Below are 25,007 nucleotides of genomic sequence, written 5' to 3'. Positions count from 1 at the left end.
TTTGCCGCATGTCTCCCACTCAATCCCTGGTCCATGACCTGATTTCCCGCCACTCCATCACTCCGCAAGACGAAGGTTGTCAGCAGGTGCTGCGCGACCGTTTGCAAGCGCTGGGCTTTGTTTGCGAAACGGTGGAAAGCGGCCCGCCCGACTTTCGCGTGACCAATCTCTGGGCCCTGCGCCCGGGTTCGAAGGCGGATGCCGCCGTGCTCGTGTTTGCCGGCCATACCGACGTCGTGCCCACCGGGCCGCTGGATCAGTGGCAAAGCCCGCCGTTCACCCCGACGGTGCGCGATGGCAAGCTGTATGGCCGCGGAGCCGCAGACATGAAAACCTCGCTGGCCGCCATGGTGGTGGCGGTGGAGGAGTTTCTGGCGGCGCATCCCCAACCGAGCCATGCGATCGCCTTTTTGCTCACCAGCGACGAAGAAGGCCCGGCGCGCGATGGCACGGTCAAGGTGTGCGAGCTGCTGGCGGCGCGCGGCCAGCGTCTGGACTGGTGCATCGTGGGCGAGCCTACCTCCACCGCGAAGCTGGGCGACGTGATCAAGAACGGGCGGCGCGGTTCGCTCTCCGGTCGGCTCACGGTGCGTGGCGTGCAGGGGCATATCGCCTATCCGCATCTGGCGAAAAATCCCATTCATCTCGCCGCGCCCGCCCTGGCCGAGCTGGCGGGCCTCACCTGGGATGCAGGCAACGCCTACTTCCCGCCGACTTCCTGGCAGATGTCCAATATTCATGCGGGCACCGGGGCGACCAATGTCATTCCGGGCGAACTGGTGGTGGATTTCAACTTTCGCTTTTCCACCGAGTCAACGCCCGATCAGCTCAAGCAGCGCGTCCACGCCACCCTCGACCGCCACGCGCTGAACTACACGCTCGACTGGACGCTGGGCGGCGAACCCTTCCTGACGGCGCCCGGCGCGCTCTCCGCCGCGCTGCAATCGGCCATTCACGCCGAGACCGGCAACGCGGCCGAGCTGTCCACCACCGGGGGCACCTCCGACGGCCGTTTCATCGCCAAGATCTGCCCGCAAGTCGTCGAGTTCGGGCCGGTGAATGCCAGCATTCACAAGATCGACGAATGGGTCGAAGTAGACGCCATCGACCCGCTCAAAAATATCTATCGCCGCACCCTCGAGGCCTTGGTGGCATGACGCCGCTGGAGCAACGAACGGGGGCGATTTCAGCCGTTCGCACCTTGGGCACAGCCTGGGCGTTGGCGGCTCAGGCGCTGCAAGCCGCTGATCTCGACTACGGACATGGCTGCGCCAGCGCAGAAGACGAGGCCGCCTGGCTGGTGCTGCACGCCGCGGGCTTGCCTGCGAGCGAGGCCGGTGATTTTGCTACTTACGCCCATCAATCCCTGACCGCGCAGCAGGCGCTTCAGATCGAGACGGTGACGGCGCAACGCATCGCCACCCGACAGCCCCTGGCCTATCTGCTGGGCGAGGCGTGGCTGGTGGGCTTGCGCTTCGTGGTCGATCCGCGCGTCATCGTGCCGCGTTCATTCATTGCCGAACTGCTCGATGAAGGCGCGCTCGACCCCTGGCTGACTGAACCGCCTCACCGCGTGCTCGATATGTGCACCGGCTCTGGTTGCCTGGCCATTCTGGCCGCGCTCGTCTGGGACGATGCGCAGGTAGACGCCGTCGATCTTTCTGCCGACGCGCTGGCTGTAGCCGAGATCAACCGCGAGGCCTACGCCCTGCAGCACCGGCTGCGGCTTGTCGCCTCCGACCTCTGGGCCTCGCTCGCTGCTGCACCATCCCAGGCCTACGACTTGGTGCTGTGCAACCCGCCGTATGTGCCGACCGCCAGCATGCGGGCCCTGCCCGAAGAATATCGCCATGAGCCGGAGATGGCGCTGGCGGGCGGTGCGGACGGCATGGATCTGGTGCGACGTTTTCTCCACGACGCGCCCGCGCACCTTTCAGCGCGGGGCATCGTGGTGCTGGAAGTCGGCAACGAGCGCGCGGCTTTCGAGGCCGCGTTTCCCACGCTACCGGCGATCTGGCTGGAGACCGAGCTGCATGCCGAAGGCGTCTGCGTGCTGCTGGCGGACGATTTGCGACTCGCCTTCGCGCCCGGAGCAGGGACATGATCCGGCTCACCGACATCGTCTTGCGCCGCGGCATTCAGGTGGTGCTCGATCACGCCAGCCTGACCCTGCACCCCGGCGACAAGGTCGGCCTGGTGGGAGTGAACGGCGCGGGGAAAACGTCTTTGTTCGCCTTGCTGCTCGGCGGCCTGCATGAAGATGCGGGCAAGTTGGAAAAGCCAGCGAACTGGCGCCTAGCCACGGTGGCGCAAGACGTTCCCGACTCCGACGGCACCGCGACCGATTTCGTGCTGCAAGGCGATGTGGCCCTGCAAGCCGCGCAGCAGGCGCTGCAGGCCGCCATGGCCGCGCCCGAACATGACGAAGCCTCGGGTCATGCCCTGGCCGAAGCGCAGCATGCGTTTGAACTGGCCGACGGCTATACCGCCCGCGCCCGCGCCGAAGCCTTGCTGCTCGGCCTGGGTTTCAGCGTGGCCGAGTTGCGCAAGCCCGTGATGCAGTTCTCCGGCGGTTGGCGCATGCGGCTGGCCCTGGCGCAGGCGCTGTTCGCGCCCAGCGACTGCCTGCTGCTCGACGAGCCGACCAATCACCTCGACCTGGACGCCCTGGTCTGGCTGGAGCAATGGCTGGCGCGCTATCCCGGTCTGCTGCTGGTCATTTCGCACGACCGCGAATTTCTCGACGCGGTGTGCCGCGTCACCGTGCATCTCGACGGCGGCAAGCTCACCCGCTACGGCGGCAATTACACCCTGTTCGAAGAGCAGCGCGCCGAAAAACTCATGCAGCAGCAAGCGGCGTTTGCCCGCCAGCAGCAAGACATCGCGCGGCTGACGCGCTTTGTCGAACGCTTCCGCGCCAAAGCGACCAAGGCGCGGCAGGCGCAGAGCCGCATGAAAGCGCTCGAGCGCATGGAGCGGCTGGCGCCGGTCTATCTGAGCGGGGCGCTGCGCATCGAACTGCTGGAGCCGCTGAGCCTGCCGCAGCAGTTGCTCACCTTGAGCGAGGCCGATTGCGGCTACGGCGATCCGCCGGTGTTGCGCTCGGTGGCGCGCGACATCACCGGTGGGCTGCGCATCGGCATTCTTGGGGCGAACGGGCAGGGCAAGTCCACGCTGGTGAAAACGCTGGCCGGGGTGTTGCCCCTGCGGGCCGGGCACCGCCGAGAAGGCAAAGGGTTGGTGATCGGCTACTTCGCGCAGCAGGAAGTGGATGTGCTGCGGCTGGATGAGTCGCCGCTGCAGCACATGCAGCATCTGGCGCGCGACATCGCCCCCAACACCACGGAGCAGGAATGGCGTAACTGGCTCGGACGCTATCAGTTCGACGGTGACATGATGACCCGTGCCTGCGGCAGCTTTTCCGGCGGCGAAAAAGCGCGGCTGGCGCTGGCCCTGGTGATCTGGCGCAAACCCAATCTGCTGCTGCTCGACGAGCCGACCAACCACCTCGATCTCCCCACCCGCGAGGCGCTCGCCATGGCCTTGCAGGACTTCGCGGGCACCGTGCTGCTGGTGTCGCACGACCGGGCCTTGCTGCGCGCCACCTGCGACGCATTCTGGCTGGTGGCCGACGGTCAGGTTCGAGATTTCGACGGCAGTCTCGACGACTATCAGCAATGGGCGCTCTCGCGCACCGCGCAGCGGCAGAGCGCGGCGCAAGACAGGCCGCAGCCGTCTGGCGCCGCCGCAGACGAACCCTTGCCCGCCGCCGACCGCAAAGAAGCGCGCCGCCTGCAGGCCGAGCAGCGGCAGCAGCGCGCGCAACAGCTCAAGCCGGTCAAGGCTGAGTTCACTCGGGTCGAACAAGAGCTGCGTCAACTCGAAGCCGAGCGCACCGCCATCGAGGCCGCGCTGGCGCACCCGGACACGCCAGCTGCCGAACGGGTGGAGCAGGGTCGGCGGCATCACGCCCTGGCCGAGCGCATCGGCGCGCTGGAAGAGCGCTGGCTCGAACTGGGCGAACAGCTGGAGTCTTTGCAATCGGTTTGAGAGCCCCCAGACCTGCCGCTTTCGCGCCAGGCCCCCCGAGGGGGATGAGGCCCGCGGCTCCAAGCTGCCCTGCGGCAGCTTGGACGGAGCCGAATCCGAGCGGCTTGCAAGCCGCGAGGTGGGCAAGAAAACTTGGGACGGCCCTACGTTTTCTCATGCGCGCCCGCCGCGAAATTTGATCCATGCTGATATGCGGACGTTTCTATCCGAGTAAATTACTCGGTTGTTCATTCACCTCAGCGCCGACCTGTCTGCGCGCCATCCCGGAGTACCCATGAAACAAACCCTGCTGCAGGAAAAATACCCCGTTTACGTTGCCGAAGTTTCCAAATCCGAAACGCGTTACACCACGGTCGATGAAGTGGTGGCGTATTTCAAGGAAAAGATCGCGGCCAACCCCAAGGTGAAATTCATCGCCGTGTTCGACCATTTCGAACACACCACCAACATCGGCGGCACCATTGCGCCGGAGATCAAGGCCGCAGCCGAAGTGATTTTCTGCTTCGGCATCGCGCTGCCCAATCCCATGGTGCTGGCGGTGCGTCCCCGCTCCATCGGCATTGCCGATATGGGCGACAAGTTTGTGGTCACCTTCCTCGAGGCGCCGATGGCCCCTGCCAACGAAGCCATGGAAGCCTGGACCAAGGGCCTGCACAACAAAGACTGATGTCGGCTCCGGCCCTTTCAGCCTGACCAAGGCGCCGCGCGACTGCGAAGTCCGCGGCGTTTTTTTGTGTGCCGAAAAACTACCCTGGAGCCCTGCGAGCCGCGCGCCACAACAGCGCGGAAAAGCAGCTTGCTGCGATCGCCAATCCCGTGGTGTTGCCCATCCAGAATCCGGCGGCGCCTTGCAGCGCGGGCGGGGTGATGCCCAGCGTGTTGAATCCCAGCAGATAGCCGCCCCCCAGGCCGACCCCCCATAGTGACAGCGCGTACAACATGCTGGGCAGCAGAGCGATGTGGTACGAGCGCAGGATGAAGGCGCTGGTGGACTGCACCGCGTCGAACACCTGATAGAGCGCGATGAACAGGAATAGGTGATAAGCCACGGCCTGCACCTGCGGGTCGGAGGTGTACCAGCCGATGATGCGCCCACGTTCCAGCCAGACGACCAGGCCGATGATGACAGAGAGCAGCGCAGCAGCCCCCACGCCGCTCCAGGCCGTGTGCCGCGCGGCCCGGGTATGGCCGGCGCCCAGATGCTGGGCCACTACCGAGCCCGTAGCGATGGAAATGGACAGCGGCAACATATAGAGCACGGTGGCGAAGTTGGCGGTGATCTGGTGGGCCGCGAGCACGGTGTCTCCCAGCCGGGCGATGAACAGCGCCATGAAGGTGAAGGCCGACACTTCGACCAGCAGGCTCAGACCGATCGGCCCGCCCAGACGCAGCAAATGCGCTTGCGCCTTCCAGTTGGGCCACTCCCAACGCGAGAGCGCGGCATAGGGGCGCAGCGCGGCGCTGTAGCGGTGCTGCAGCAGCGCCACGGCAAGCAGCCCATATTGAGTCAACACGGTAGCGGCGGCGCAGCCCTGCGCACCCAGCGGCGTCATGCCATGCAGGCCAAATTGACCGGGCAATAGAAACACAGCATTGAGCAACAGCTTGACGCCCAGGCCTCCGATCTGCAGCGCGGCGGTGAGCAAGGGGCGCGAAATGGCCTGGCTGAGCGCGGCGTGCACCCGAAAGGCGAGAGCCGCCGGCAGGCCGAGAGCGAGAATCGCCAGATAGCGATCAACCGTCGCATCGCGCGCCTGACTGGTCAACGCCAGCAGTGGCTGCGGCCAGAGCAGCACCGCGATGCCCAGAGCGCAAAGACCTCCGGCCAGCCAGAGTCCCTGGCGGAAACTGGCCCCCACCGCGCCGGGCTGACCCGCCCCGAACCCTCGCCCGAGCGTGGGCAAGAGGGATTGGGTGACGCCGGAGAGCGAGACGAATAAGGTGATGTAAATTGCCTGCCCGATGGACAGAGTGGCCAGACTGGCCGTGGAGGCGAAGTGCCCCAGCATCACCGTATCGGCCACACCGAAGCCGATGACGGCAAGCTGGCCGATGAGCACACTCACCGCCAGCCGCAACAGATTGCGCAGAGGACGCATGGGAAACGGCTCAGGGGCGTGAAGGCGCGAGACGTTGGTACAGATAGAGCGTGCCGCCGCGATCCCCCGGACGGCCGCCACGCCAGATCAGACGCCACTGCGACGCAGGCAGCGGCGCGCGTGCCCCCAGCGCATAGGTGCATTGCGCCTTGCGTGAGGCGGAGAAATCGAGCCGGCTCCAGTAGCCGATCAGCGCCTGCGTGGTCAGATCGATGGCCACAGGCTGCAAGCAGGGCGAGCCGACCTGCATCGACAGCGCGCTGGCGCTCTGCACTGCATGCGCGACCTCGCGCCCCACGTTGCGGTAGGTGCTCGCATAGTTCAGAACTGGCATCCACAAGCTGCCCACCAGCACCCAGGCCAGGGTCACGCCGCTGGCCGACAACACCATGCCCTTCCACAAGGGGTGACGGTGGCGGCCGGTACGCCAAACAACCACCGCACCCCAGGCCAGAGTGGCGAACAGCGAAATCGCCAGGGCGACGGGGTCGAGACTGAATTGAAAGCCGGGCGCCAGCCGTGCAATATTGGCGGCCGGCTTGGCCGGCCAGCCGATAAACATGGCCAGCCACATGACCCAGACCACCAAGGCCAGCAGGCTGTAGAACAGCACGGCAAACCAGTCGATCGCTGCCAGGCCCGCGCGGCGCAACACCGGCAGCGCGAATCCCGACAGAATGGCCAGGGGCGGCAGGGCCAACAGAAAAACCTTGTCGTTGTTGCCCAGCGCCAGTGCGCTCAGCAAGGCCAGGGCTGCAAGAGCCCAGGCGGGCCGCAGATGCCAGGCCATCAGGGACTCACGCCAGCGCCACAAACCCCACGCGGCCAGCGGCCAGGCCGGCCAGGTGAACCACAGCCCGATGCGAAAGAAGTTGGCCAGAGTATCCAGATCAGGCCATTTGCCTCGCAGCATCCACCCCATCTGCGATTCGGCCCACAGCGCTGACAACACACCGATCGCCAACGCCAGCATGAGTGCCCAGTTGGCGCGGCGCAGACTGCCCCACAGCACGAGACCGAGCGTAAAACTCAGCAGCAGGGCAAACCATCCCGCCGCCGTCAGCGCCAGACACAGCAAGCCCGTGGCGATCAGACTGGCCGATTTCCAGGGTTTTCGCGGCAGCAGTGATATCCCCAGCAAGATGCCGCTCACCGCGGCGAGTTGCACGACCTGGGTCGAGGCTTCGTGACCGCGCCCCAACAGGCCCAGCGTGGCCAGCAAGGTCAGCAGCACCCCATCGGCAATGGCGCGGGCATAGTCGTTGGGAGCGATGGGCGGGCCAAACGCGGGCCGCACCGGTTGGGCGTCGTCGTGGCGGGCGAAGTGAAAGGCGGCGTACCACGTCAGGCTCATGCTCGCCGCTAATGCCAGCATGAACGGCAGCCGCGACGCGAGCACCGGTCCCAGCCAGGAACCCAGGAGTTGTATCGATCCCGCCCCCAGCCAGTGGGCCAGCCAGCCTCCACTGACCGCCTGCCCGTAAAGCGTGGGATGAACCCAGGACGTGAGACCCTGCGCCATCTGCCACATCACCGCAAAACTCAGGCCATCCGTGCGCCAGGGATCGCGACCGATGAATCCCGGAAGAAGGTAGGCCGCACACAGAAGCAGAAGCAGCGGCCGCGACAGTTTGCCCACCGCACCGGGCTGCAGCGAGGGGCGCACCCGCGGTCTGCGGGTCTGTCCGTGAGAAAACGGCGAACTCATGGCGAGTGCGATGGCGGATGAGAAGGGCGGATGCGTGGGAAACAACAACGGGCAGCCAGGCTGCCCGTTATGGGTTGAAACTCAGGGGTTGCTGCGTACAACCCCGTGGCGCGAAAGGCGCGCGATGCGCCTCAGGCCTTGCCCGCAGCCTTGGCGAACTTCTGGCGGAACTTCTCGACGCGGCCGCCCAGCGTATCGATGCTCTTTTGTTGACCGGTATAGAACGGATGCGATTCGGCGCTGGTTTCCACCTTGTACAGGGGAACCTCACGGCCGTCGTCGAGCTTGATGGTTTCGCGGGTCTGCGCGGTGGACGAGATGAGAATCTGCGAACCAGTGGACAGGTCGAGGAAGCAGACTTCGCGGTACTGGGGGTGGATTCCTGATTTCATGGGGGTTCCTTGGGTAACGATCTTGACGATCAAACGCTAGCCGCCGACGCCTGGGCTTGTTGCAAACGAGCGCTGCATGCGGCTGTTGCAAACAGTCGGTACTTGGCAAAATGCAACATTGTCGCAGATTTTTCGGGCGATCAACCGCCTCGGCGCATCAGATCGAAGAATTCGGCGTTGTTCTTGGTCTGCTTCATCTTATCGAGCAGAAATTCCATCGCCTGAATCTCGTCCATGGGATAGAGCAGCTTGCGCAGAATCCAGGCTTTTTGCAGGATTTCAGGCTTGAGCAGCAGTTCCTCGCGGCGTGTGCCCGAGCGGTTGATGAGCATGGCGGGATAAACGCGCTTCTCCGACAGACGGCGATCCAGATGGATTTCCATATTGCCGGTGCCCTTGAATTCTTCGTAGATCACTTCGTCCATGCGGCTGCCAGTATCGACCAGCGCGGTGCCGATGATGGTCAGCGATCCACCCTCTTCGATATTGCGTGCCGCGCCAAAAAAGCGCTTGGGGCGTTGCAGGGCGTTGGCATCGACCCCACCGGTCAAAATCTTGCCGGAGGTTGGAATGACGGTGTTGTATGCCCGCGCCAAGCGAGTGATGGAGTCGAGCAGAATGACCACATCTTTTTTCAGTTCTACCAGACGCTTGGCCTTTTCGATCACCATTTCGGCGACCTGCACGTGCCGCACGGCGGGCTCGTCGAAAGTGGAACTGACCACTTCTCCCCGCACCGAGCGCTGCATTTCAGTCACTTCTTCCGGGCGCTCGTCGATCAACAGCACGATGAGCACCACTTCAGGATGATTGTTGGTGATGGCATGCGCAAGCGCCTGCAGCATCACGGTCTTGCCGCTTTTGGGCGGGGCGACCAGCAGGCCGCGCTGCCCCTTGCCGATCGGGGCCACGATGTCGATCACACGGCCGATGATGTTCTCTTCCCCCTTGATGTCGCGCTCCAGACGCATGTGCTCCGTGGGGAACAGCGGCGTGAGGTTCTCGAACATGATCTTGTTCTTGTTCTCCTCAGGGGTCACGCCGTTGACGCGGTCGACCTTCACCAAAGCAAAGTAACGCTCGCCATCCTTGGGTACACGTACCTCACCCTCGATGGAGTCGCCAGTGTGCAGATTGAAACGGCGGATCTGGCTGGGCGAGATGTAGATGTCGTCGGGTGACGCCATATAGCTCGACTCGGGCGCCCGCAGAAAGCCGAAGCCGTCTGGCAGAACTTCAAGGCAGCCGTCGCCGAACACCTGCTCGCCAGTGCGGGCGTGCTTTTTGAGGATGGCAAACATCAGTTCCTGCTTGCGCAGGCGGCTGGCGTTTTCAATCTCGAACGACTGCGCCATTTCAAGCAGCTTGGAGACGTGCGTCGCTTTGAGTTCGGACAGATGCATGATGAAAAACTCGGGAAGGGGAGGCTGCGCAATATCCGTCGTCAGACGGTGCGTGCATCAGAGCAGCACGCGCAAGCAGCTAAAAGAATCGTGAGGGAATGTGGGCCGTGCCAAGGGTGCACGGCGGGGTGTCACGGCGATTGAATTGCCTGGCGCGGCGGTTCAACCTGACTGTTGCGCGGTGCGATGCTTGAGGATTGCGAACTGCACCGCGCGATAAAAAATTATAGATGGGCGTCGACGAAAGCTGTCAATTGGGACTTGGAGGCAGCGCCCACTTTGTTGCCAGCCAGTTCGCCGTTCTTGAACAGCAGCAGGGTGGGAATGCCACGAATGCCGAACTTGGCGGGGATGCTGCGGTTCTCGTCCACATTGACCTTCATGATGGCGAGCTTGCCCTGGTATTCGCTGGCCATCTCGTCGAGCGTGGGCGCGATCATGCGGCAAGGCCCGCACCACTCGGCCCAGAAGTCCACGAGAACGGGAACGCCGGACTTCAGCACGTCTTGCTCGAAATCGGCGTCATTGGTGTGTTTGATCAGTTCGCTAGCCATGGTCACCTCGATAGAAAGATTTGATGGGGATTTTGACACAAGTTGCCGCTGTGGCGCTGAACGCGTGTGGTGGCTGCGGAATCAGCGCTGCGACAAAAAGCCTTTGGGTTGCCGATGAACAAGCGCGCATCAGACGCAGCGGGCAGGCAGAGTGTTGGGGTGACGAGCCGTTCCCCCGGCACTCACGGTAAACGGCTGTGGCTGCTCCGTTCCCGACCTGACCAAGTTCACCGCGCCGCGATGCGAGGCGGCCCGTCGATTGGTATTGTAGGGGCAATCGCAGGGCCATCACTGCAGCGCGTGTGGCGGGGCGCCGAGTCAATCGCCCGTTTCTTCCATCAACGCCCGCGCCTGGGCGATTTGGCCGCGATAGGCCTCGAAAATCTTGCGCAGTGCGGTCTGCATGTCGGCCTTGGGCGCCCAGTCGAGGTCGCGCATGGTGTTGGTGATTTTGGGCACGCGGTTTTGCACGTCCTGATAACCCGCGCCGTAATACGCGCCCGAACTGGTTTCCACCACCTTCACGTTCTTGGCCGATTCGGCGTATTCGGGCATGTCGGCAGCCAGGCGCAACATCATGTCGGCGAGTTCGCGCACCGAATGATTGTTGGCCGGATTGCCGATGTTGTAGATCTGGCCGCTGGCCACGCCGTTCTTGTTTTCGATGATTTTCATCAGCGCGTCGATGCCGTCGTCAATGTCGGTAAAGGCGCGTTTCTGGTGACCGCCATCGACCAGGCTGATGGTTTCGCCGCGCACGATATGGCCCAAGAACTGGGTGACGACGCGGGAGCTGCCTTCCTTCGCCGAAAAAATATTGTCCAGTCCGGCGCCGATCCAGTTGAACGGGCGGAACAGGGTGTAGTTCAGGCCGTCCTGCTGGCCGTAACCCGCGATGACGCGATCCATCAACTGTTTGGAGCAGGCGTAGATCCAGCGCGGCTTGTTGATCGGGCCGTAGACCAGCGGCGAGTTCTCGGGATCGAATTCGGCATCTCCGCTCATGCCGTACACCTCGGAGGTGGACGGGAACACCAGATGCTTCTTGTGTTTCACCGCAGCGCGCACGATGGGCAGATTGGCCTCGAAGTCGAGCTCGAAAACCCGCAGCGGCGCCTTCACATAAGTCGCCGGCGTGGCGATGGCCACCAAGGGCAGGATCACGTCGCATTTGCGCACGTGGTACTCAATCCACTCCTTGTTGATGGTGATGTCGCCTTCGAAAAATTTGAAACGCTTGTTGGCGGTGAGGTCTTCCACGCGGTCGGCGTTCATGTCCATGCCGTACACCTGCCAGTCGGTGGTGGCGAGGATGCGCATGGAGAGATGATGACCGATGAAGCCGTTGACGCCGAGGATGAGGACTTTTTTCATGATTGCTGTGTTGCGAGTTCCGAAATTTGTAGATCGTTCAGGGGAATGCCAGGTTGGTCGGCATCCCATAGTTCGACGATGTGGAGTGCGCCGCCATCGCCGGTTCGGGCCAATAGTTGCCCCTCTGCGATATGCAGGCCGACCGTACTTTTGTCGGCGATTCGCGCACGCAGTGATGGTGACGCGATGCGGGCGCGCGCCACGATGAAACGCCGGCCCTGGTGATCGAAAAATGCGCCGGGGTAGGGCGGGGCCACGGCGCGGATGAGGTTGTAAACCGATTGCGCTGACTGGTTCCAGTCGATGCGACCGTCTTCGGGCTTGCGACCGCCGAAATAACTGCCGACGGACAGATCGTTGCGGCGACGCGGCACTTCCCCGCGCATCAACTGCGGCAGGACGTTCCACAGCGCGATTTCGGCGGCCACGGTGAGCTTGTCGAACACCTCCTTGGCGGTGTCGTCAGGCAGGATGGGTACGGCCTGCTGCGCGACGATGTCGCCCGCATCCGGCTTGGCTTCCATAATGTGCAGGGTGGCGCCGGTCTCGGTTTCGCCGTGCAGCACGGCCCAGTTCACCGGAACCCGGCCGCGGTATTTGGGCAGCAGCGAGCCATGCATATTGAGCGCGGCGATTTTTGCGGCGGCCAGCAACCGCGCGGGCAGCATGCGGCGGAAGTAGAAGGAAAACAGAAAGTCGGGCGAAAGCGCCGCGACCCGGTCGATGAGCGCCGCGTCAACCGCGTCGTCCACATAGACCACGGGAATGCCGGCCTCTGCCGCCACGTCGGCCACGCGATCGAACCACAGGGTTTCGGTCGGGCTGTCCGGGTGGGTGACGACCAGTTGCACCTGCACACCCCGCGCGAGCAGCGTTTTGAGGCAGCGCACGCCGACGTTGTGATAGGCGAAGACGACGGCGTTCACGGCAGCGGGGCGGGGGTTCGTTGCGTAGCGTTGGCCGCCTGCGCGATATGCGGCACGAACACGCCGGGCTCGGGGGGCAGATCCTGTAACACGGCCTGAACGAGATAACGCGGACGTCCGCGCACCTGCTCATAAATGCGGCCGATGTATTCCCCCAGCAGGCCGATGCTGAACAGCACCACGCCGAGCAGGAAGAAGGTAATGGCGAACAGGGTGAAGACCCCCTGTACCTGCGAACCTTCGACGAAGCGCTGCACCATGAGGTAGAGGAATAGCGCGCCCGAGGCGAGCGACAGCAAGATGCCCGAGTAAGACATGAGCTGCAGCGGCACCAGAGAAAACCCGGTGACCAGATCGAAGTTCAGGCGGATGAGCTTGAACAGTGAGTATTTGGACTCGCCCGCCTGCCGCTCTTCGTGCGCCACTTCGATTTCGGTGGGTTTGAGCGCGAAGGTGTAGGCCAGCGCGGGCACGAAGGTGTTGGACTCGGTGCAACGGTTGACGGTATCGACCACGTCGCGGCCGTAGGCGCGCAACATGCAGCCCTGGTCGGTCATGCGCACGTTGGTGATTTTTTCGCGCGTCCAGTTCATCGCCCGGCTGGCATAGCGGCGAAACCGGCTGTCCTGGCGCATGCGGCGAATGGTGCCGACATAGTCGTAGCCCTCGCGCATTTTGGCGACGAGTTTGCCGATCTCTTCGGGCGGGTTCTGCAGATCGGCGTCGAGGGTGACGACGATAGGCGCGCGGGTGTGCTCGAAGCCCGCGAGGATGGCCATGTGCTGACCGTAGTTGCCGTTGAACAGCACCACGCGGGTGACATCCGGGCGCAGACGTTGCTGCGCGGCCAGCAGCGCGGCCGAGCGGTCGCGGCTGCCGTCGTTGACGAACAGAATTTCGTAGGGCTCGTTCAGCGCATCGAGAGCGGGGTAGAGGCGGGAGAACAGCGCGGCGAGTCCGGCCTCTTCGTTGTAGACGGGAACGACCACCGAAACGGCGGGGTGAGCATGCAGAGTCATAGGCCGAATTGTCGCAGCACGGCGTCGAGGGCGTCAGTTACCCGGGTCACATCGCTGTCTTGCATCCCAGGAAAAAGCGGCAGGGTGAGAATGGAAGCGCCCACGGTTTCGGCGTGTGGAAAGCCGCCGGGTTGGAAGCCTCGCTTGCGGTATAGGCTGAACAGGTGGATGGGCGGATAGTGCACGCCGGTGGTGATGCCGCGGTCTTTGAGCGCCTGCATCAGGGCGGCGCGTTGCACTTGCGGCGGCGGCACGATCTGGAACATATGCCAGTTGCTCTGAATGAAATCACGCGGCGGCAGTTGCACGCCCCTGGCCTCGACGCCCAGCGCATCGAACGCGGCGAAATAGCGCTGCGCCAGATCTCGGCGGCGGGCGTTGAAGCGTTCGATGTGCTGCAACTGCCCCCAGCCCACACGCGCGGCCACATCGGTGAGATTGGACTTGCCGCCCACTACATCGACGTCCATGCCGTCCAGGCCGCTGCGCTGCACACCTTGCAGGCGCAGGCGGCGGGCCAGATCGACGTCGGCGTCGGCAGGAAGCACCAGACAGCCGCCCTCGATGGAGGTGATGTTTTTGTTCGGATGGAAGCTGAACGAGGCAAAGTCGCCAAATCTGCCGATGCGCTGGTGTTTCCACAGACTGCCGATGGCCTGAGCCGCGTCTTCGATGACGCGCAGACCGTGGCGGGCGGCGATGGCATAGATCGCATCCAGGTCGGCCGGCAAGCCGGCGAGGTGAACGGGCAGGATCGCCCGGGTGCGCGCCGTGATGGCCGCTTCGATGCGGTTGGCGTCGATATTGCGGGTGGCGGGATCGATGTCGACGAAAACCGGTGTGGCGCCCACCGCCAGAATCACATTGCTCGTCGCCACCCAGGACAGCGGCGTGGTGATGACTTCATCGCCCGGGCCGACGCCCAGCAGCCTGAGCGCGATCTCCATGGTGACGGTGCCGGAGGAATAGGCGAGTACCGGGCGTCCGCCGAAGTAATCGGACAGTGCCTGCTCGAAGCGAGCGCACCAGGGGCCGGTGGTGATCCACCCCGAACGCAGCACTTCGACGACACCGGCAATGGTGTCTTCGTCGATGTCCGGGCGGGTGAAGGGAAGAATGTCTTGCGGATTCATACAGTTGAATTCAGGCTCGGGCGACGATGATGACGCCCACGATGATGACGGCAATGCCGACGAGTTTCTGCGCGGTGAGTGCCTCACCGAACAGCCACCACGCGGCAAAGGCGGTCACCACATAGCCGAGCGACAGCATGGGATAGGCGATGGAGACCTGCACGCGCGTGAGCGCCAGGATCCACACCGCCACGGAGACCGCGTAGAACGTCAACCCCAGCAGAATCTGCCATTGCAGGGCGAAGTGCAGCCCGGCGTGCCAGATATTGCTCGCGGTGAAGCTGAAGCGCCCCACGGTTTCGGCCCCAGATTTGATGAGCAACTGCGCCGCCGCGTTGAGCAGCACGCCGGTGAGCACCAGGCCAAAGGCGACCGCGCTCATCGCTGGGCTCCGGCTTCAGCTTGCGGGGAAACCAGCGACGGCCCTGCGTTCCAATCTGCGGGCAGCAGCGCCGCTGCCGCTTGGGCGGCCGCGGCGTAGTCTTGCCCCGGTTTGGCGATGACGACGAAGCGGGAAGTGCGGTAGATCACCGTCATCGGCATATGCAGCGCCTGCAGCGCGGGCAGGGTGGACGGCGACATCAGCGCCAGAGGCTGCTTGTCCTCGTTCCAGCGCCGGGCGAAATCGGCGTAGGTCGGCACCCACAGACCGGGCTGCTGAGTAATGCCGAAATGCAGCTCGCCCTGATACTCAACCAAGGTGACGGTGCGGTCGATGTAGAAGGGCAAAGTCTGGTCATAAGTGCCCACGGCGTAGAACGGCTGGCCCGGCAGAATCCAGGGCCGGATGGCGTGGACCACATCCTTGGTCGATGCGGTGCGGCCCAGAATCTGGAACTGCTGGATGCCCAGCGAGAACCCCAGCGTCATCGCCACGCTGACCAGCAGCACGGCCGCGGTGCGCCGCCCCTGCGCCTCCCAGCGCCAAGCCACAAGCCCGCTGATCAGCGCCAGCGCTGCGGTGCCTTCGAGCCACCAGCCGAACTGCTGATACAGCGCGCCGGGCGTGGTGGCGTTGCCCAATCGGTACAACTGCGTGAAGCCGATCACCGCCGCCAGCCCGAGCAGCGCCAGCAGAGCAAACTGCCAGCGCAGCACTCTGGGCCGCGCCCGGTCGAGATAGTCGCCGATCAATAGTGCAATGGCCGGGAAGATGGGCAGGATGTAAGACGGCAGCTTGGATTTGGAAATGCTGAAAAACACAAAAATGAACACCACCCAAATCACCAGCATGCCTTGTGCATGCAGGGTGCGCCCCTGTGCGCTGCCAAATGCCGCACCGCGCTGCGCGGGCCGCGCCGCGCCGCGCCAGAGAGCGGGAACAAGACTGCCCAGCCAGGGCAGCACGCCCAGGATCAGGATGGGAAAGAAGTACCACCACGGACCGGGACGTTTGAGTTCGCTGGTGAGAAATCGGGTGAACTGCTGATAGATGAAAAAGTAGTCGAAAAACTCGGGATTACGCGCTTGCACCCAGACGAACCAGGGCGCGGCAATGGCCAGAAAAATGAGCAGACCGCTGAAGATATAAAGCCGCGTCCACAGCTTCCAGTCGCGGTAAATCAGGGTGTAGAGCACCAGCGCGGCGCCGGGCAGCAGAATGCCGATCAGTCCCTTGGACAGCACGGCAAGCGCCATGAAGGCCCAGGTGGCCCACATCCACCAACGGGTCTGGGCGCGACTGGCGCCTGGCCGCTGCGCCAGCAGAAAGGCCATCAGACTCGCGGACATGGTGGCTGCGGTGCCCATGTCCAGCGTGTTGATGTGGCTCATCGCGTTCCAGTAAAACATGCTCGCCAGCACGCCTGCGGCAAACACCCCGGTGCGCCGGTTGAACAGCCGTGTTCCGGCCCAGCCGGTGAACAGCACCGTGAACAGGCCGGTGAGCCCTGTCCACAGACGCGCCTGCCATTCGCCGAAGCCGAACACTTCATAAGTCACCGCAGTCGCCCAGTATTGCAGCGGCGGTTTTTCGAAGTATTTGAAACCGTCGAGCCGGGGCGAGACCCAGTCGCCCGTCACCACCATTTCCCGCGGAATTTCGGCGTAGCGGCCTTCGTCCGTCGGAACCAGATCGCGCCAGCCCAGCGTGCCCAGCCAGAGAACGACGAGGGCGGCAAACAGCAGCCTGGTCAGGCCGCGGCCGGGGCCGGTGTCTGAATCGGAAAAGTCTTGTGTGGATTGCGACATGGGGCAAGCGTGTTATGGGTGAGGCTCGGACGGATAGTCGAGCATGGTAACGGGCTGTTCCTTGCACGCCACTGTGGGTCGGTGCTGCAATGCAGAGCACACGAAATTGAACCGGAGACTCTCATGACCTGGCCCACCCATGATGTGACCAATCAAGCCCCGCCCTTGCAGGATTACAACCTGTTCACCGCCGATCCCGCGCTGCGCGAGGCGCTCGCCCGTGCTGGCGGCGGCTGGGCGGAGGAGCAACTCACGCGGCAGGGCGCGGAGCTTGGCACCGCCGCCAGCTACAAGCAGGGGCGACTGGCCAACCAGAACACGCCAGTTCTGCGCGCTTTCGATGCCAGGGGCTTTCGCCGCGACCAGATCGAGTTTCACCCGGCCTGGCATGCGCTGATGAGCGACATCGCCCGGCGCGGCCTGCACACCGGCCCTTGGGCGCGGCCGCAGCCGGGGGCGCATGTGGCGCGGGCGGCGGGCTTCATTCTGCAAACGCAGATCGAAGCCGGGTCGATGTGTCCCACCACCATGACCTACGGCGCGATTCCCGCGATGTCGCGCGACGCCCTGCTGGCGCGCGACTGGCTACCTACGCTAATGCGCCCGGAATACGATCCGCGCGATCTGCCGCCGGCGCAAAAGCGCGGCGGCCTGATCGGTATGGGCATGACCGAAAAGCAGGGCGGGTCGGACTTGCGCAGCAACACCACCCGCGCCGAACCCGACGGCGCGGGCGGCTACCGCCTGACTGGGCACAAGTGGTTTTTTTCCGCGCCGCAATGCGACGCCCATCTCGTACTGGCGCAGACCGCGGGCGGCCTGAGCTGCTTTTTCGTGCCCCGCTGGGCGCCGGACGGCAGCAAGAACCCGGTGCTGATCCAGCGGCTCAAAGACAAGTTGGGCAACCGTTCCAACGCTTCGTCCGAAGTGGAATTTCAGGGGGCCTGGGGGCATCTGCTCGGCGAAGAAGGGCGCGGTGTGCCGACCATTCTCGAAATGGGCACCTATACCCGGCTGGATTGCGTGCTCGGCACCACCGGGCTGATGCGCCAGGCCCTGAGCCAGGCGGTGCACTACGCGCGGCACCGCCAGGCTTTCGGCGCCGCGCTGATCGATCAGCCGCTGATGCGCAATGTGCTGGCCGACATGGCGCTGGAGGTCGAAGCCGCGATCGCGCTGGCCCTGCGGCTGGCGCAGGCCTTCGACTCGCAGCACGACGAGGCGCAGTCGCTGCTGCGGCGCCTGCTCACGCCGGCGGGCAAGTTTCGCATCTGCAAACGCGGCGCCGAACTCGCCGCCGAGGCGATGGAGGTGCTGGGCGGCAACGGCTATGTCGAAGAGGATATGCAGGCGCGCATCTACCGCGAGATGCCGGTGAATTCCATCTGGGAAGGATCGGGCAATGTGATGTGTCTGGACGTGCTGCGCGCCCTGGGAAAAAACCCGCGCACCGCCGATGCCCTGATGGCTGAACTCGCCCAGGCGCAGGGGCGCAACGCCCATTTCGACGCGCACCTGCAGCGCTTCTCGGCGGCTCTGCGAGATACCGACGCGCAGCAATCGCGCGCCCGGGCGCTGACCCACGACCTCGTGCTGGCTCTGCAGGCCGCTTTGCTGCTGCGGCACGCACCGGAGCCGATCGCCCAGGCTTTCTGCGCATCCCGGCTCGGGGGTGAGTGGGGCGGAGGCTTCGGCACCTTGAGTAAGGCGACGGATTTCGATCTGCTGCTCAGTCGAGCGCTGCAAACGGCGTGAGCAGAGATCTCAAGAGGCTCGCTGGGCCGCCCCTAGAGCTTCTTGCCCCTTGAGGGGAGAGCCGAGCGAAGCGAAGGTTTTCGGGGTGGTCTCAATTCAAAATGCGGAACTTGATCGGCACTAGCACCCAGGATGCGACCGACTGACCGTTGCGCGTGGCGGCCACAAAGCGCCATTGCGCCACAGTCGCCTCGGCGGCCTCGTCCAGCCGCGGATAGCCGCTGGACGACATGAGCTTGATCTGCAGCGGGCGCCCATTCGGGCCAACCTGCACCTTGAGCAGGGCCGTGCCCTCCTCACCCAATTGGCGCGACAGCCGGGGATAAGGCGGCGGCGGATTGTCGAGATACTCCGCCTTGTACGAGGCGGCAGTTTCCATGACGGGCTCGGGCGCAGCGGAGGCCGCCGCCCCGGGATGGGGCGGGCCAGGTGCCACTGTCGGCGTGGCGACCTGCGGGGCCGCACTGTGCGTGGCAGCTATCGCCGGGAGGTCGGGAGCAGGAGGGACCGCAGGCGCTACGGTCGGCTCGATCGACGGCGTGTTCGCGCGTGGCAAGACGGGCTTCGTTGGCTGCGGGCGCTGGGGTGCCGGTGGGATCTGCGAGGTCGGATGCGGCGGAGCGGGGCGGGTGAAGTGCTTTTTCGGTGGGGCGGGCTGCGTTTTTTCGGGTGGCGGCACGGCCGCAGCCGCCTGGGGGGGCGCAGGGGGCCGCGCGGCAGGCAGCGGTGCTTTCTGCAAGGTGATCCATTCAATCCGCTGTTCCGGCTTGTTGGGCGCCTGGGTGGGCGTGAACACCAGCCAGGCGAGCAGCAAGGCGTGCGCGAGCAGAACGCCAAGTGCGAGGGCGAGCAGGGGGATGAGCCGAGGCGGGGGCGTCAGAGAGGGAAGGGTGTTCATTACGACAAGTCGGCGTGTCCGGGCGCTTTGAGCGGCCCCTGGGCCGGGCTAGGCCCAGCCCGCCCCCCGTGGGGGTCAAGGAAACTTAGGGCGGCCCAGCGTTTCCTTGAGACGCTGCGCAGACAAACCTCATGAATATAATCTGACAAATTTTGTGCGCCTGAAGTGTTGCCGCCCTGCGGTGACCCCCAAGGGGCGTGATGGTCGGGCAAATTGGCCTCACAGCTATTTGCGCGCCGCGCCCCAGATTGTCGGCCAGGCTGGCGATCCATTCCAATATCCGGGCGCTCACCGGAGAATTCTCATGCTGTCCATGCTGCCCAAAGCCGTTCTGGTTCTCGCCGACGGCTCGATCTTTCGCGGCCTTTCCATTGGCGCGAGTGGGCAGACGGTTGGCGAAGTGGTGTTCAACACCGCGATGACCGGCTATCAGGAAATCCTGACCGATCCCAGCTACTGCCGCCAGATCGTCACCCTGACTTATCCGCATATCGGCAACGTCGGCGCCAACGCACAGGACGTGGAAGCGGCCCAGGTGCATGCCGCCGGGCTGATCATCAAGGATCTGCCGCTGCAGATGTCGAACTATCGCGGCGAACAGACGCTCGACGCCTATCTGCGCCAAAACGGGACGGTCGCCATCGCCGGGATCGACACCCGCAGGCTGACGCGCCACTTGCGCACCGAGGGCGCGCAGAGCGGCTGCGTCATTGCCCTGGAGGCGGGGCAAGACATCACCGATGCCGTGATTCAGACGGCGCTCGATGGCGCGCGCGGCTTTGCCGGTCTGGCCGGTCTGGATCTGGCCCGCGTCGTCACCACGTCGCAACCCTACGAGTGGACGCAGACCGACTGGTCGCTGGAGCGAGGTTATGGCGACATGACCCAGCCGCTGCGTCATGTCGTGGCCTACGACTTCGGCGTGAAGTTCAACATCCTGCGCCTGCTGGCGGCACGCGGCTGCCGCGTCACCGTGGTGCCCGCGCAAACCTCTGCCGCCGACGTGCTGGCGCTGCGGCCCAACGGCGTGTTCCTCTCCAACGGCCCGGGCGACCCCGAACCCTGCGATTACGCCATTGCCGCGACCCAGAGCATCATCGCCGCCGATATGCCGACCTTCGGCATTTGCCTCGGCCATCAGATCATGGGGCTGGCCGCTGGAGGCAAGAGCTTCAAGATGAAATTCGGCCATCACGGCGCCAATCACCCGGTCAAAGACCTCGATAGCGGCCGCGTGTCCATCACCAGCCAGAACCACGGTTTTGCGGTGGACGCGGCCAGCCTGCCCGACACCGTGCGCACCACGCATGTCTCGCTGTTCGACGGCACGCTGCAAGGGCTGGCCTGGAAAAACAAACCGGCTTTCTGCTTTCAGGGCCACCCGGAAGCTAGTCCCGGGCCGCATGACATCGGCTACCTGTTCGACCGTTTTGTCGCTCTGATGGATCGCGCCTGAGACTGCCCATGGATCACATGTTCGGCGTCGTCAATCTGTGGACCTATGTGCTCGGGGTGATCTTCATCGTCCTGCTGCCCGGGCCGAACTCGCTCTATGTGCTGAGTGTGGCGGCGCAGCGCGGGGTTCGCCAGGGCTATCGGGGGGCGTTCGGGGTGTTTCTGGGCGACACGGTGTTGATGGTGCTGGCCGCAGCCGGGGCAGCCTCGTTGCTGGAAACCAATCTGGCCCTGTATCACCTGGTTCAAGCGGCGGGAGCGCTGTATTTGGGTTGGCTGGGCATCAATATGCTGCGCGCGGCCTGGAAGCGCTGGCATACGCCTGACACCGGGCTGCATGCCCAGGCGCCGCAGCCTCATGCCCACACCGCGCAGGCCGGAAAGAGGCTGGAAAACCCGTTTCAAAAAGCCTTGTTCATCAGTCTGCTCAACCCCAAGGCGATTTTGTTTTTTGTGTCGTTTTTCATCCAGTTCGTCGATCCGCATTACCCGCATCCGGCGCTGTCGTTTCTGCTGCTGGGCCTTATCGTCCAGTTCTTCAGCCTGCTCTATCTGTCGGTGCTGATCTTTGGCGGCGTGCGTGTGGCGGATGCCTTCCGCCGCCGCCGACGCCTTTCCGCGCTGACGATGGGCGCGACCGGGGCCGGATTTTTTGGCTTCGGCGTGAAACTGGCGCTGGCGGCTACCGCAAGAACACACTGATTTTTCACCTGATTCAACCGCATAAAGAGACTCGCCCATGCCCAAGCGCAGCGACATTAAAAGCATTCTGATCATCGGGGCCGGCCCCATCGTCATCGGCCAGGCCTGCGAGTTCGACTACTCCGGCGCCCAGGCCTGCAAGGCGCTGCGCGAAGAGGGCTACAAGGTCATTCTGGTCAACAGCAATCCGGCGACCATTATGACCGACCCGGAAACGGCCGATGTCACCTATATCGAGCCCATCACCTGGCAGGTGGTCGAGACCATCATCGAGAAAGAACGGCCCGACGCCATCCTGCCGACCATGGGCGGGCAGACCGCGCTGAACTGCGCGCTCGATCTGCACCACAACGGGGTGTTGGGCAAGTACGGGGTGGAGCTGATCGGCGCCAAGCCCGCAGCCATCGACATGGCCGAAGACCGTCAGAAGTTCAAGCAGGCCATGACCCGCATCGGTCTGGGTTCGGCGCGTTCGGGCATTGCGCATACCCTCGAAGAGGCTTGGGGCGTGCAGAAGACCATTGGATTTCCGGTCATTATCCGACCCAGCTTCACCCTGGGCGGAACTGGGGGCGGCATCGCCTACAACCCTGAGGAATTCGAGACCATCTGCAAGCGCGGCATCGAGGCGTCGCCCACCAGCGAACTGCTGATCGAGGAATCGCTGATCGGCTGGAAAGAGTTCGAGATGGAAGTGGTGCGCGACAGCGCCGACAACTGCATCATCGTCTGCTCGATCGAAAACCTCGACCCGATGGGCGTGCACACCGGCGACTCGATCACCGTCGCCCCGGCGCAGACCCTGACCGACAAGGAATACCAGATCATGCGCAACGCCAGCATCGCGGTGCTGCGCGAGATCGGGGTCGATACCGGCGGCTCCAATGTGCAGTTCGCGGTGAATCCCAAGGACGGACGGCTGATCGTCATCGAGATGAATCCGCGGGTGAGCCGGTCTTCGGCGCTGGCGTCCAAGGCCACGGGCTTTCCGATCGCCAAGATCGCCGCCAAGCTGGCGGTCGGTTACACCCTCGACGAGCTGCGCAACGACATCACCGGCGGCGTCACCCCGGCCTCGTTCGAGCCGACCATCGACTACGTGGTCACCAAGGTGCCACGCTTCGCCTTCGAGAAATTCCCGCAAGCCGACTCGCGTCTGACCACGCAGATGAAGTCGGTCGGCGAAGTGATGGCCATGGGCCGCACGTTTCAAGAGAGTTTCCAGAAGGCGCTGCGCGGGCTCGAAGTGGGCGTCGATGGCATGAACGAAAAGACGCAAGACCGCGAGGTGCTGGAGAAGGAGCTGGGCGAGCCCGGCTCCGAGCGCATCTGGTATGTCGGCGACGCGTTCGCGCAGGGCATGAGCCTGGACGAAGTGCACCAGCTCACCCGCATCGACCCGTGGTTTCTGGCGCAGATTCAAGACATCGTGCAGACCGAGCTGGAGCTGGAGCGCAACTTCACCCTCGACCAGCTCGATCGCGAGCATCTCTACGCGCTCAAGCAAAAGGGCTTCTCTGATCGCCGCCTTGCCAAGCTGCTGCACACCACCGAGACGGCGGTGCGCAACCGCCGCCGTTCGCTGCAGGTGCGGCCGGTGTTCAAGCGGGTCGATACCTGCGCGGCCGAGTTCGGCACGCAAACGGCTTATCTCTACTCGTCCTACGACGAAGAGTGCGAAGCCGCGCCTACCACGCGCAAAAAAATCATGGTGCTCGGCGGCGGGCCCAACCGCATCGGCCAGGGCATCGAGTTCGACTATTGCTGCGTGCACGCGGCACTGGCCATGCGGGCCGACGGCTATGAAACCATCATGGTCAACTGCAACCCGGAGACGGTGTCGACCGATTACGACACCTCCGACCGACTGTATTTCGAGCCGCTCACGCTGGAAGACGTGCTGGAAGTCGTCGATAAGGAGCGGCCGACGGGTGTGATCGTGCAGTATGGCGGGCAGACGCCGCTCAAGCTCGCACTCGATCTTGAAGCCAACGGCGTGCCCATCATCGGCACCAGCCCGGACATGATCGACATGGCCGAAGACCGCGAGCGCTTTCAGCACTTGGTCGAACAACTCGGCCTGCTGCAGCCGCCCAACCGCACCGCGCGCTCGGAAGCTGAAGCGCTGACCAAGGCTGAGGAAATCGGCTACCCGCTGGTGGTGCGTCCCAGCTATGTGCTGGGCGGCCGCGCCATGGAAATCGTGCACGAACAGCGCGACCTCGAACGCTATATGCGCGAAGCGGTGAAGGTGAGTCACGATTCGCCGGTGCTGCTCGACCGCTTTTTGAATGACGCCATCGAATGCGATGTCGATGCCATCTGCGACGGCACTGAGGTGTTCATCGGCGGGGTGATGGAACACATCGAGCAGGCCGGTGTGCACAGCGGCGACTCGGCCTGCTCGCTGCCGCCATACTCTCTATCGGCCGCCACGGTGGCACGCATCAAGGAGCAGACCGTCAAGCTCGCGCATGGCCTCAAGGTCGTCGGCCTGATGAATGTGCAGTTCGCCATTCAGCAGCTCGACGGGGAGGATCGCATCTTCCTGCTGGAAGTGAACCCGCGGGCTTCGCGCACCGTGCCCTTTGTCTCCAAGGCCACGGGGTTGCAACTCGCCAAAATCGCCGCACGCTGCATGGCCGGCCAGACGCTGGCGCAGCAAGGCATCACGAGGGAAATCACGCCGCCCTACTACTGCGTGAAAGAGGCGGTGTTTCCGTTCAACAAATTCCCGGGTGTCGATCCCATCCTCGGGCCTGAAATGAAATCGACGGGCGAAGTCATGGGTGTGGGCCGAACCTTTGGCGAGGCCTTCGTCAAGTCGCAGCTCGCGGCCGGTACCCGCCTGCCCGATCCGCAGGCCGGCGGCAAGGTGTTCCTGTCGGTCAAGCAAAGCGACAAGCCGGACGCCGTTGAAGTCGCGCGTCAGTTGGTGGCCATGGGTTTTGGCGTGGTGGCTACCCGCGGAACCGCGGCCGCCATCGCCGAGGCGGGGGTGGAAGTGCAGGTGATCAACAAGGTCACCGAGGGGCGCCCGAATATCGTGGACATGCTCAAGAGCAACGAGATCGTGCTGGTGATCAACACGGTGGAAGAGCGCCGCAATGCCATCACCGACTCGCGCGCCATCCGCACTTCGGCACTGGCCGCGCGGGTTACGACCTACACCACCATTTCCGGCGCACTTGCCGCGGTCGAGGGGATGAAACAACTGCAGAAAATCGCGGTTTACCCCTTGCAATCATTCGCAAACGCGTAAAATCAGTTCCATCTGAGCACCGCACCCAGGCGATTCGACGCCGCAGGCTGCGGTGCTCGTTTTTTTCCTGGTTAAACGGAGGCCCAA

At 64.0% G+C, this 25,007-nt stretch carries 20 protein-coding genes and 1 other RNA gene; 8 read left to right on the top strand and 13 right to left on the bottom strand.

Going from position 1 to position 25,007, the window contains the following annotated elements; genetic code table 11:
* The first annotated feature begins 8 nt into the window (after positions 1 to 8).
* The 4 genes from dapE to THI_RS09935 all read left to right on the top strand — a co-directional run bounded on the left by dapE (position 9) and on the right by THI_RS09935 (position 4,717).
* Positions 9 to 1,157, top strand: a complete 1,149-nt coding sequence (dapE, locus tag THI_RS09950) for a succinyl-diaminopimelate desuccinylase (protein WP_013106131.1) — start codon at positions 9 to 11, stop codon at positions 1,155 to 1,157.
* Positions 1,154 to 2,104 carry a 50S ribosomal protein L3 N(5)-glutamine methyltransferase gene (gene prmB / locus THI_RS09945; RefSeq protein WP_013106130.1) on the top strand — a complete coding sequence of 317 codons (951 nt, stop codon included), beginning with the start codon at positions 1,154 to 1,156 and terminating at the stop codon, positions 2,102 to 2,104. The genes dapE and prmB overlap by 4 nt, the downstream gene beginning before the upstream one ends.
* Positions 2,101 to 4,050, top strand: a complete 1,950-nt coding sequence (locus THI_RS09940) for an ABC-F family ATP-binding cassette domain-containing protein (protein ID WP_013106129.1) — start codon at positions 2,101 to 2,103, stop codon at positions 4,048 to 4,050. Before prmB ends, THI_RS09940 begins: the two co-directional genes overlap by 4 nt.
* 274 nt (positions 4,051 to 4,324) lie before the next feature.
* Positions 4,325 to 4,717 (top strand): DUF6858 family protein, encoded by a 393-nt coding sequence (locus tag THI_RS09935; RefSeq protein ID WP_013106127.1) that lies wholly within the window; start codon positions 4,325 to 4,327, stop codon positions 4,715 to 4,717.
* A 79-nt stretch (positions 4,718 to 4,796) separates the two neighbouring features.
* Here the strand turns inward: THI_RS09935 and THI_RS09930 are convergent, their stop codons facing one another.
* The 12 genes from THI_RS09930 to THI_RS09880 all read right to left on the bottom strand — a co-directional run bounded on the left by THI_RS09930 (position 4,797) and on the right by THI_RS09880 (position 16,848).
* Positions 4,797 to 6,149, bottom strand: coding sequence for an MATE family efflux transporter (locus THI_RS09930; RefSeq protein ID WP_013106126.1), 1,353 nt, complete (start codon positions 6,147 to 6,149; stop codon positions 4,797 to 4,799).
* Between the two features lie 10 nt (positions 6,150 to 6,159).
* Positions 6,160 to 7,857 carry a hypothetical protein gene (locus tag THI_RS09925; protein WP_050986047.1) on the bottom strand — a complete coding sequence of 566 codons (1,698 nt, stop codon included), beginning with the start codon at positions 7,855 to 7,857 and terminating at the stop codon, positions 6,160 to 6,162.
* A gap of 131 nt (positions 7,858 to 7,988) precedes the next feature.
* Positions 7,989 to 8,249 carry a type B 50S ribosomal protein L31 gene (locus THI_RS09920; RefSeq protein WP_013106124.1) on the bottom strand — a complete coding sequence of 87 codons (261 nt, stop codon included), beginning with the start codon at positions 8,247 to 8,249 and terminating at the stop codon, positions 7,989 to 7,991.
* Between the two features lie 140 nt (positions 8,250 to 8,389).
* Positions 8,390 to 9,652, bottom strand: coding sequence for a transcription termination factor Rho (gene rho / locus THI_RS09915; RefSeq protein ID WP_013106123.1), 1,263 nt, complete (start codon positions 9,650 to 9,652; stop codon positions 8,390 to 8,392).
* Between the two features lie 224 nt (positions 9,653 to 9,876).
* Positions 9,877 to 10,206, bottom strand: a complete 330-nt coding sequence (trxA, locus tag THI_RS09910) for a thioredoxin TrxA (protein ID WP_013106122.1) — start codon at positions 10,204 to 10,206, stop codon at positions 9,877 to 9,879.
* Positions 10,207 to 10,364: 158 nt separating this feature from the next.
* An RNA gene (gene ffs / locus THI_RS18455) (signal recognition particle sRNA small type) lies at positions 10,365 to 10,463 on the bottom strand.
* Positions 10,464 to 10,524: 61 nt separating this feature from the next.
* The gene (locus THI_RS09905; protein WP_013106121.1) at positions 10,525 to 11,580 is read right to left on the bottom strand and encodes a bifunctional UDP-4-keto-pentose/UDP-xylose synthase; all 1,056 of its coding nucleotides are present in this window, start codon (positions 11,578 to 11,580) and stop codon (positions 10,525 to 10,527) included.
* Complete coding sequence (locus THI_RS09900; protein ID WP_013106120.1) at positions 11,577 to 12,506, bottom strand: formyltransferase; 930 nt, start codon at positions 12,504 to 12,506, stop codon at positions 11,577 to 11,579. Before THI_RS09900 ends, THI_RS09905 begins: the two co-directional genes overlap by 4 nt.
* Entirely contained in the window at positions 12,503 to 13,525 is a 1,023-nt protein-coding gene (locus THI_RS09895) for a glycosyltransferase (RefSeq protein ID WP_013106119.1), read from the bottom strand. Before THI_RS09895 ends, THI_RS09900 begins: the two co-directional genes overlap by 4 nt.
* Positions 13,522 to 14,658, bottom strand: a complete 1,137-nt coding sequence (locus THI_RS09890; protein ID WP_013106118.1) for a DegT/DnrJ/EryC1/StrS family aminotransferase — start codon at positions 14,656 to 14,658, stop codon at positions 13,522 to 13,524. Before THI_RS09890 ends, THI_RS09895 begins: the two co-directional genes overlap by 4 nt.
* Before the next feature lie 10 nt (positions 14,659 to 14,668).
* The gene (locus THI_RS09885; RefSeq protein ID WP_013106117.1) at positions 14,669 to 15,040 is read right to left on the bottom strand and encodes an SMR family transporter; all 372 of its coding nucleotides are present in this window, start codon (positions 15,038 to 15,040) and stop codon (positions 14,669 to 14,671) included.
* Positions 15,037 to 16,848 (bottom strand): ArnT family glycosyltransferase, encoded by a 1,812-nt coding sequence (locus tag THI_RS09880; protein WP_013106116.1) that lies wholly within the window; start codon positions 16,846 to 16,848, stop codon positions 15,037 to 15,039. Before THI_RS09880 ends, THI_RS09885 begins: the two co-directional genes overlap by 4 nt.
* Positions 16,849 to 16,971: 123 nt before the next feature.
* On the opposite strand from THI_RS09880, the gene THI_RS09875 reads away from it, so the two are divergent.
* Entirely contained in the window at positions 16,972 to 18,603 is a 1,632-nt protein-coding gene (locus tag THI_RS09875) for an isovaleryl-CoA dehydrogenase (RefSeq protein ID WP_013106115.1), read from the top strand.
* A 91-nt stretch (positions 18,604 to 18,694) separates the two neighbouring features.
* On the opposite strand, the gene THI_RS09870 is transcribed toward THI_RS09875, so the two are convergent.
* Positions 18,695 to 19,501, bottom strand: coding sequence for an energy transducer TonB (locus THI_RS09870; RefSeq protein WP_013106114.1), 807 nt, complete (start codon positions 19,499 to 19,501; stop codon positions 18,695 to 18,697).
* Positions 19,502 to 19,805: 304 nt separating this feature from the next.
* Here THI_RS09870 and carA point away from each other — a divergent pair, with 304 nt between their 5' ends.
* From carA to carB, 3 genes are read left to right on the top strand one after another with little or no spacing between them, the layout of a single operon-like run.
* A complete protein-coding gene (carA, locus tag THI_RS09865; RefSeq protein ID WP_013106113.1) occupies positions 19,806 to 20,957 on the top strand; it encodes a glutamine-hydrolyzing carbamoyl-phosphate synthase small subunit in 1,152 nt (383 codons plus the stop codon).
* An 8-nt stretch (positions 20,958 to 20,965) separates the two neighbouring features.
* Positions 20,966 to 21,658 (top strand): leucine efflux protein LeuE, encoded by a 693-nt coding sequence (leuE, locus tag THI_RS09860; RefSeq protein WP_013106112.1) that lies wholly within the window; start codon positions 20,966 to 20,968, stop codon positions 21,656 to 21,658.
* A gap of 37 nt (positions 21,659 to 21,695) precedes the next feature.
* The gene (carB, locus tag THI_RS09855) at positions 21,696 to 24,920 is read left to right on the top strand and encodes a carbamoyl-phosphate synthase large subunit (RefSeq protein WP_013106111.1); all 3,225 of its coding nucleotides are present in this window, start codon (positions 21,696 to 21,698) and stop codon (positions 24,918 to 24,920) included.
* The last annotated feature ends 87 nt before the right edge of the window (positions 24,921 to 25,007 follow it).

This window comes from Thiomonas arsenitoxydans (assembly GCF_000253115.1).
In the GTDB taxonomy this organism is placed as follows: domain Bacteria; phylum Pseudomonadota; class Gammaproteobacteria; order Burkholderiales; family Burkholderiaceae_C; genus Thiomonas; species Thiomonas arsenitoxydans.
Note: the sequence above shows the minus strand (reverse complement) of the source record. Positions and strands in the feature narration are given on the sequence as shown.

Bases quoted from the DNA above. Each gene is read 5' to 3' on its own strand.
- THI_RS09920 (WP_013106124.1), bottom strand. From the start codon at position 8,249: ATGAAATCAGGAATCCACCCCCAGTACCGCGAAGTCTGCTTCCTCGAC.
- THI_RS09880 (WP_013106116.1), bottom strand. From the start codon at position 16,848: ATGTCGCAATCCACACAAGACTTTTCCGATTCAGACACCGGCCCCGGC.
- carA (WP_013106113.1), top strand. From the start codon at position 19,806: ATGCTGTCCATGCTGCCCAAAGCCGTTCTGGTTCTCGCCGACGGCTCG.
- THI_RS09875 (WP_013106115.1), top strand. From the start codon at position 16,972: ATGACCTGGCCCACCCATGATGTGACCAATCAAGCCCCGCCCTTGCAG.
- leuE (WP_013106112.1), top strand. From the start codon at position 20,966: ATGGATCACATGTTCGGCGTCGTCAATCTGTGGACCTATGTGCTCGGG.
- dapE (WP_013106131.1), top strand. From the start codon at position 9: ATGTCTCCCACTCAATCCCTGGTCCATGACCTGATTTCCCGCCACTCC.
- THI_RS09935 (WP_013106127.1), top strand. From the start codon at position 4,325: ATGAAACAAACCCTGCTGCAGGAAAAATACCCCGTTTACGTTGCCGAA.
- prmB (WP_013106130.1), top strand. From the start codon at position 1,154: ATGACGCCGCTGGAGCAACGAACGGGGGCGATTTCAGCCGTTCGCACC.
- rho (WP_013106123.1), bottom strand. From the start codon at position 9,652: ATGCATCTGTCCGAACTCAAAGCGACGCACGTCTCCAAGCTGCTTGAA.
- THI_RS09870 (WP_013106114.1), bottom strand. From the start codon at position 19,501: ATGAACACCCTTCCCTCTCTGACGCCCCCGCCTCGGCTCATCCCCCTG.
- trxA (WP_013106122.1), bottom strand. From the start codon at position 10,206: ATGGCTAGCGAACTGATCAAACACACCAATGACGCCGATTTCGAGCAA.
- THI_RS09885 (WP_013106117.1), bottom strand. From the start codon at position 15,040: ATGAGCGCGGTCGCCTTTGGCCTGGTGCTCACCGGCGTGCTGCTCAAC.
- THI_RS09925 (WP_050986047.1), bottom strand. From the start codon at position 7,857: ATGAGTTCGCCGTTTTCTCACGGACAGACCCGCAGACCGCGGGTGCGC.
- THI_RS09930 (WP_013106126.1), bottom strand. From the start codon at position 6,149: ATGCGTCCTCTGCGCAATCTGTTGCGGCTGGCGGTGAGTGTGCTCATC.
- carB (WP_013106111.1), top strand. From the start codon at position 21,696: ATGCCCAAGCGCAGCGACATTAAAAGCATTCTGATCATCGGGGCCGGC.
- THI_RS09895 (WP_013106119.1), bottom strand. From the start codon at position 13,525: ATGACTCTGCATGCTCACCCCGCCGTTTCGGTGGTCGTTCCCGTCTAC.
- THI_RS09940 (WP_013106129.1), top strand. From the start codon at position 2,101: ATGATCCGGCTCACCGACATCGTCTTGCGCCGCGGCATTCAGGTGGTG.
- THI_RS09905 (WP_013106121.1), bottom strand. From the start codon at position 11,580: ATGAAAAAAGTCCTCATCCTCGGCGTCAACGGCTTCATCGGTCATCAT.
- THI_RS09890 (WP_013106118.1), bottom strand. From the start codon at position 14,658: ATGAATCCGCAAGACATTCTTCCCTTCACCCGCCCGGACATCGACGAA.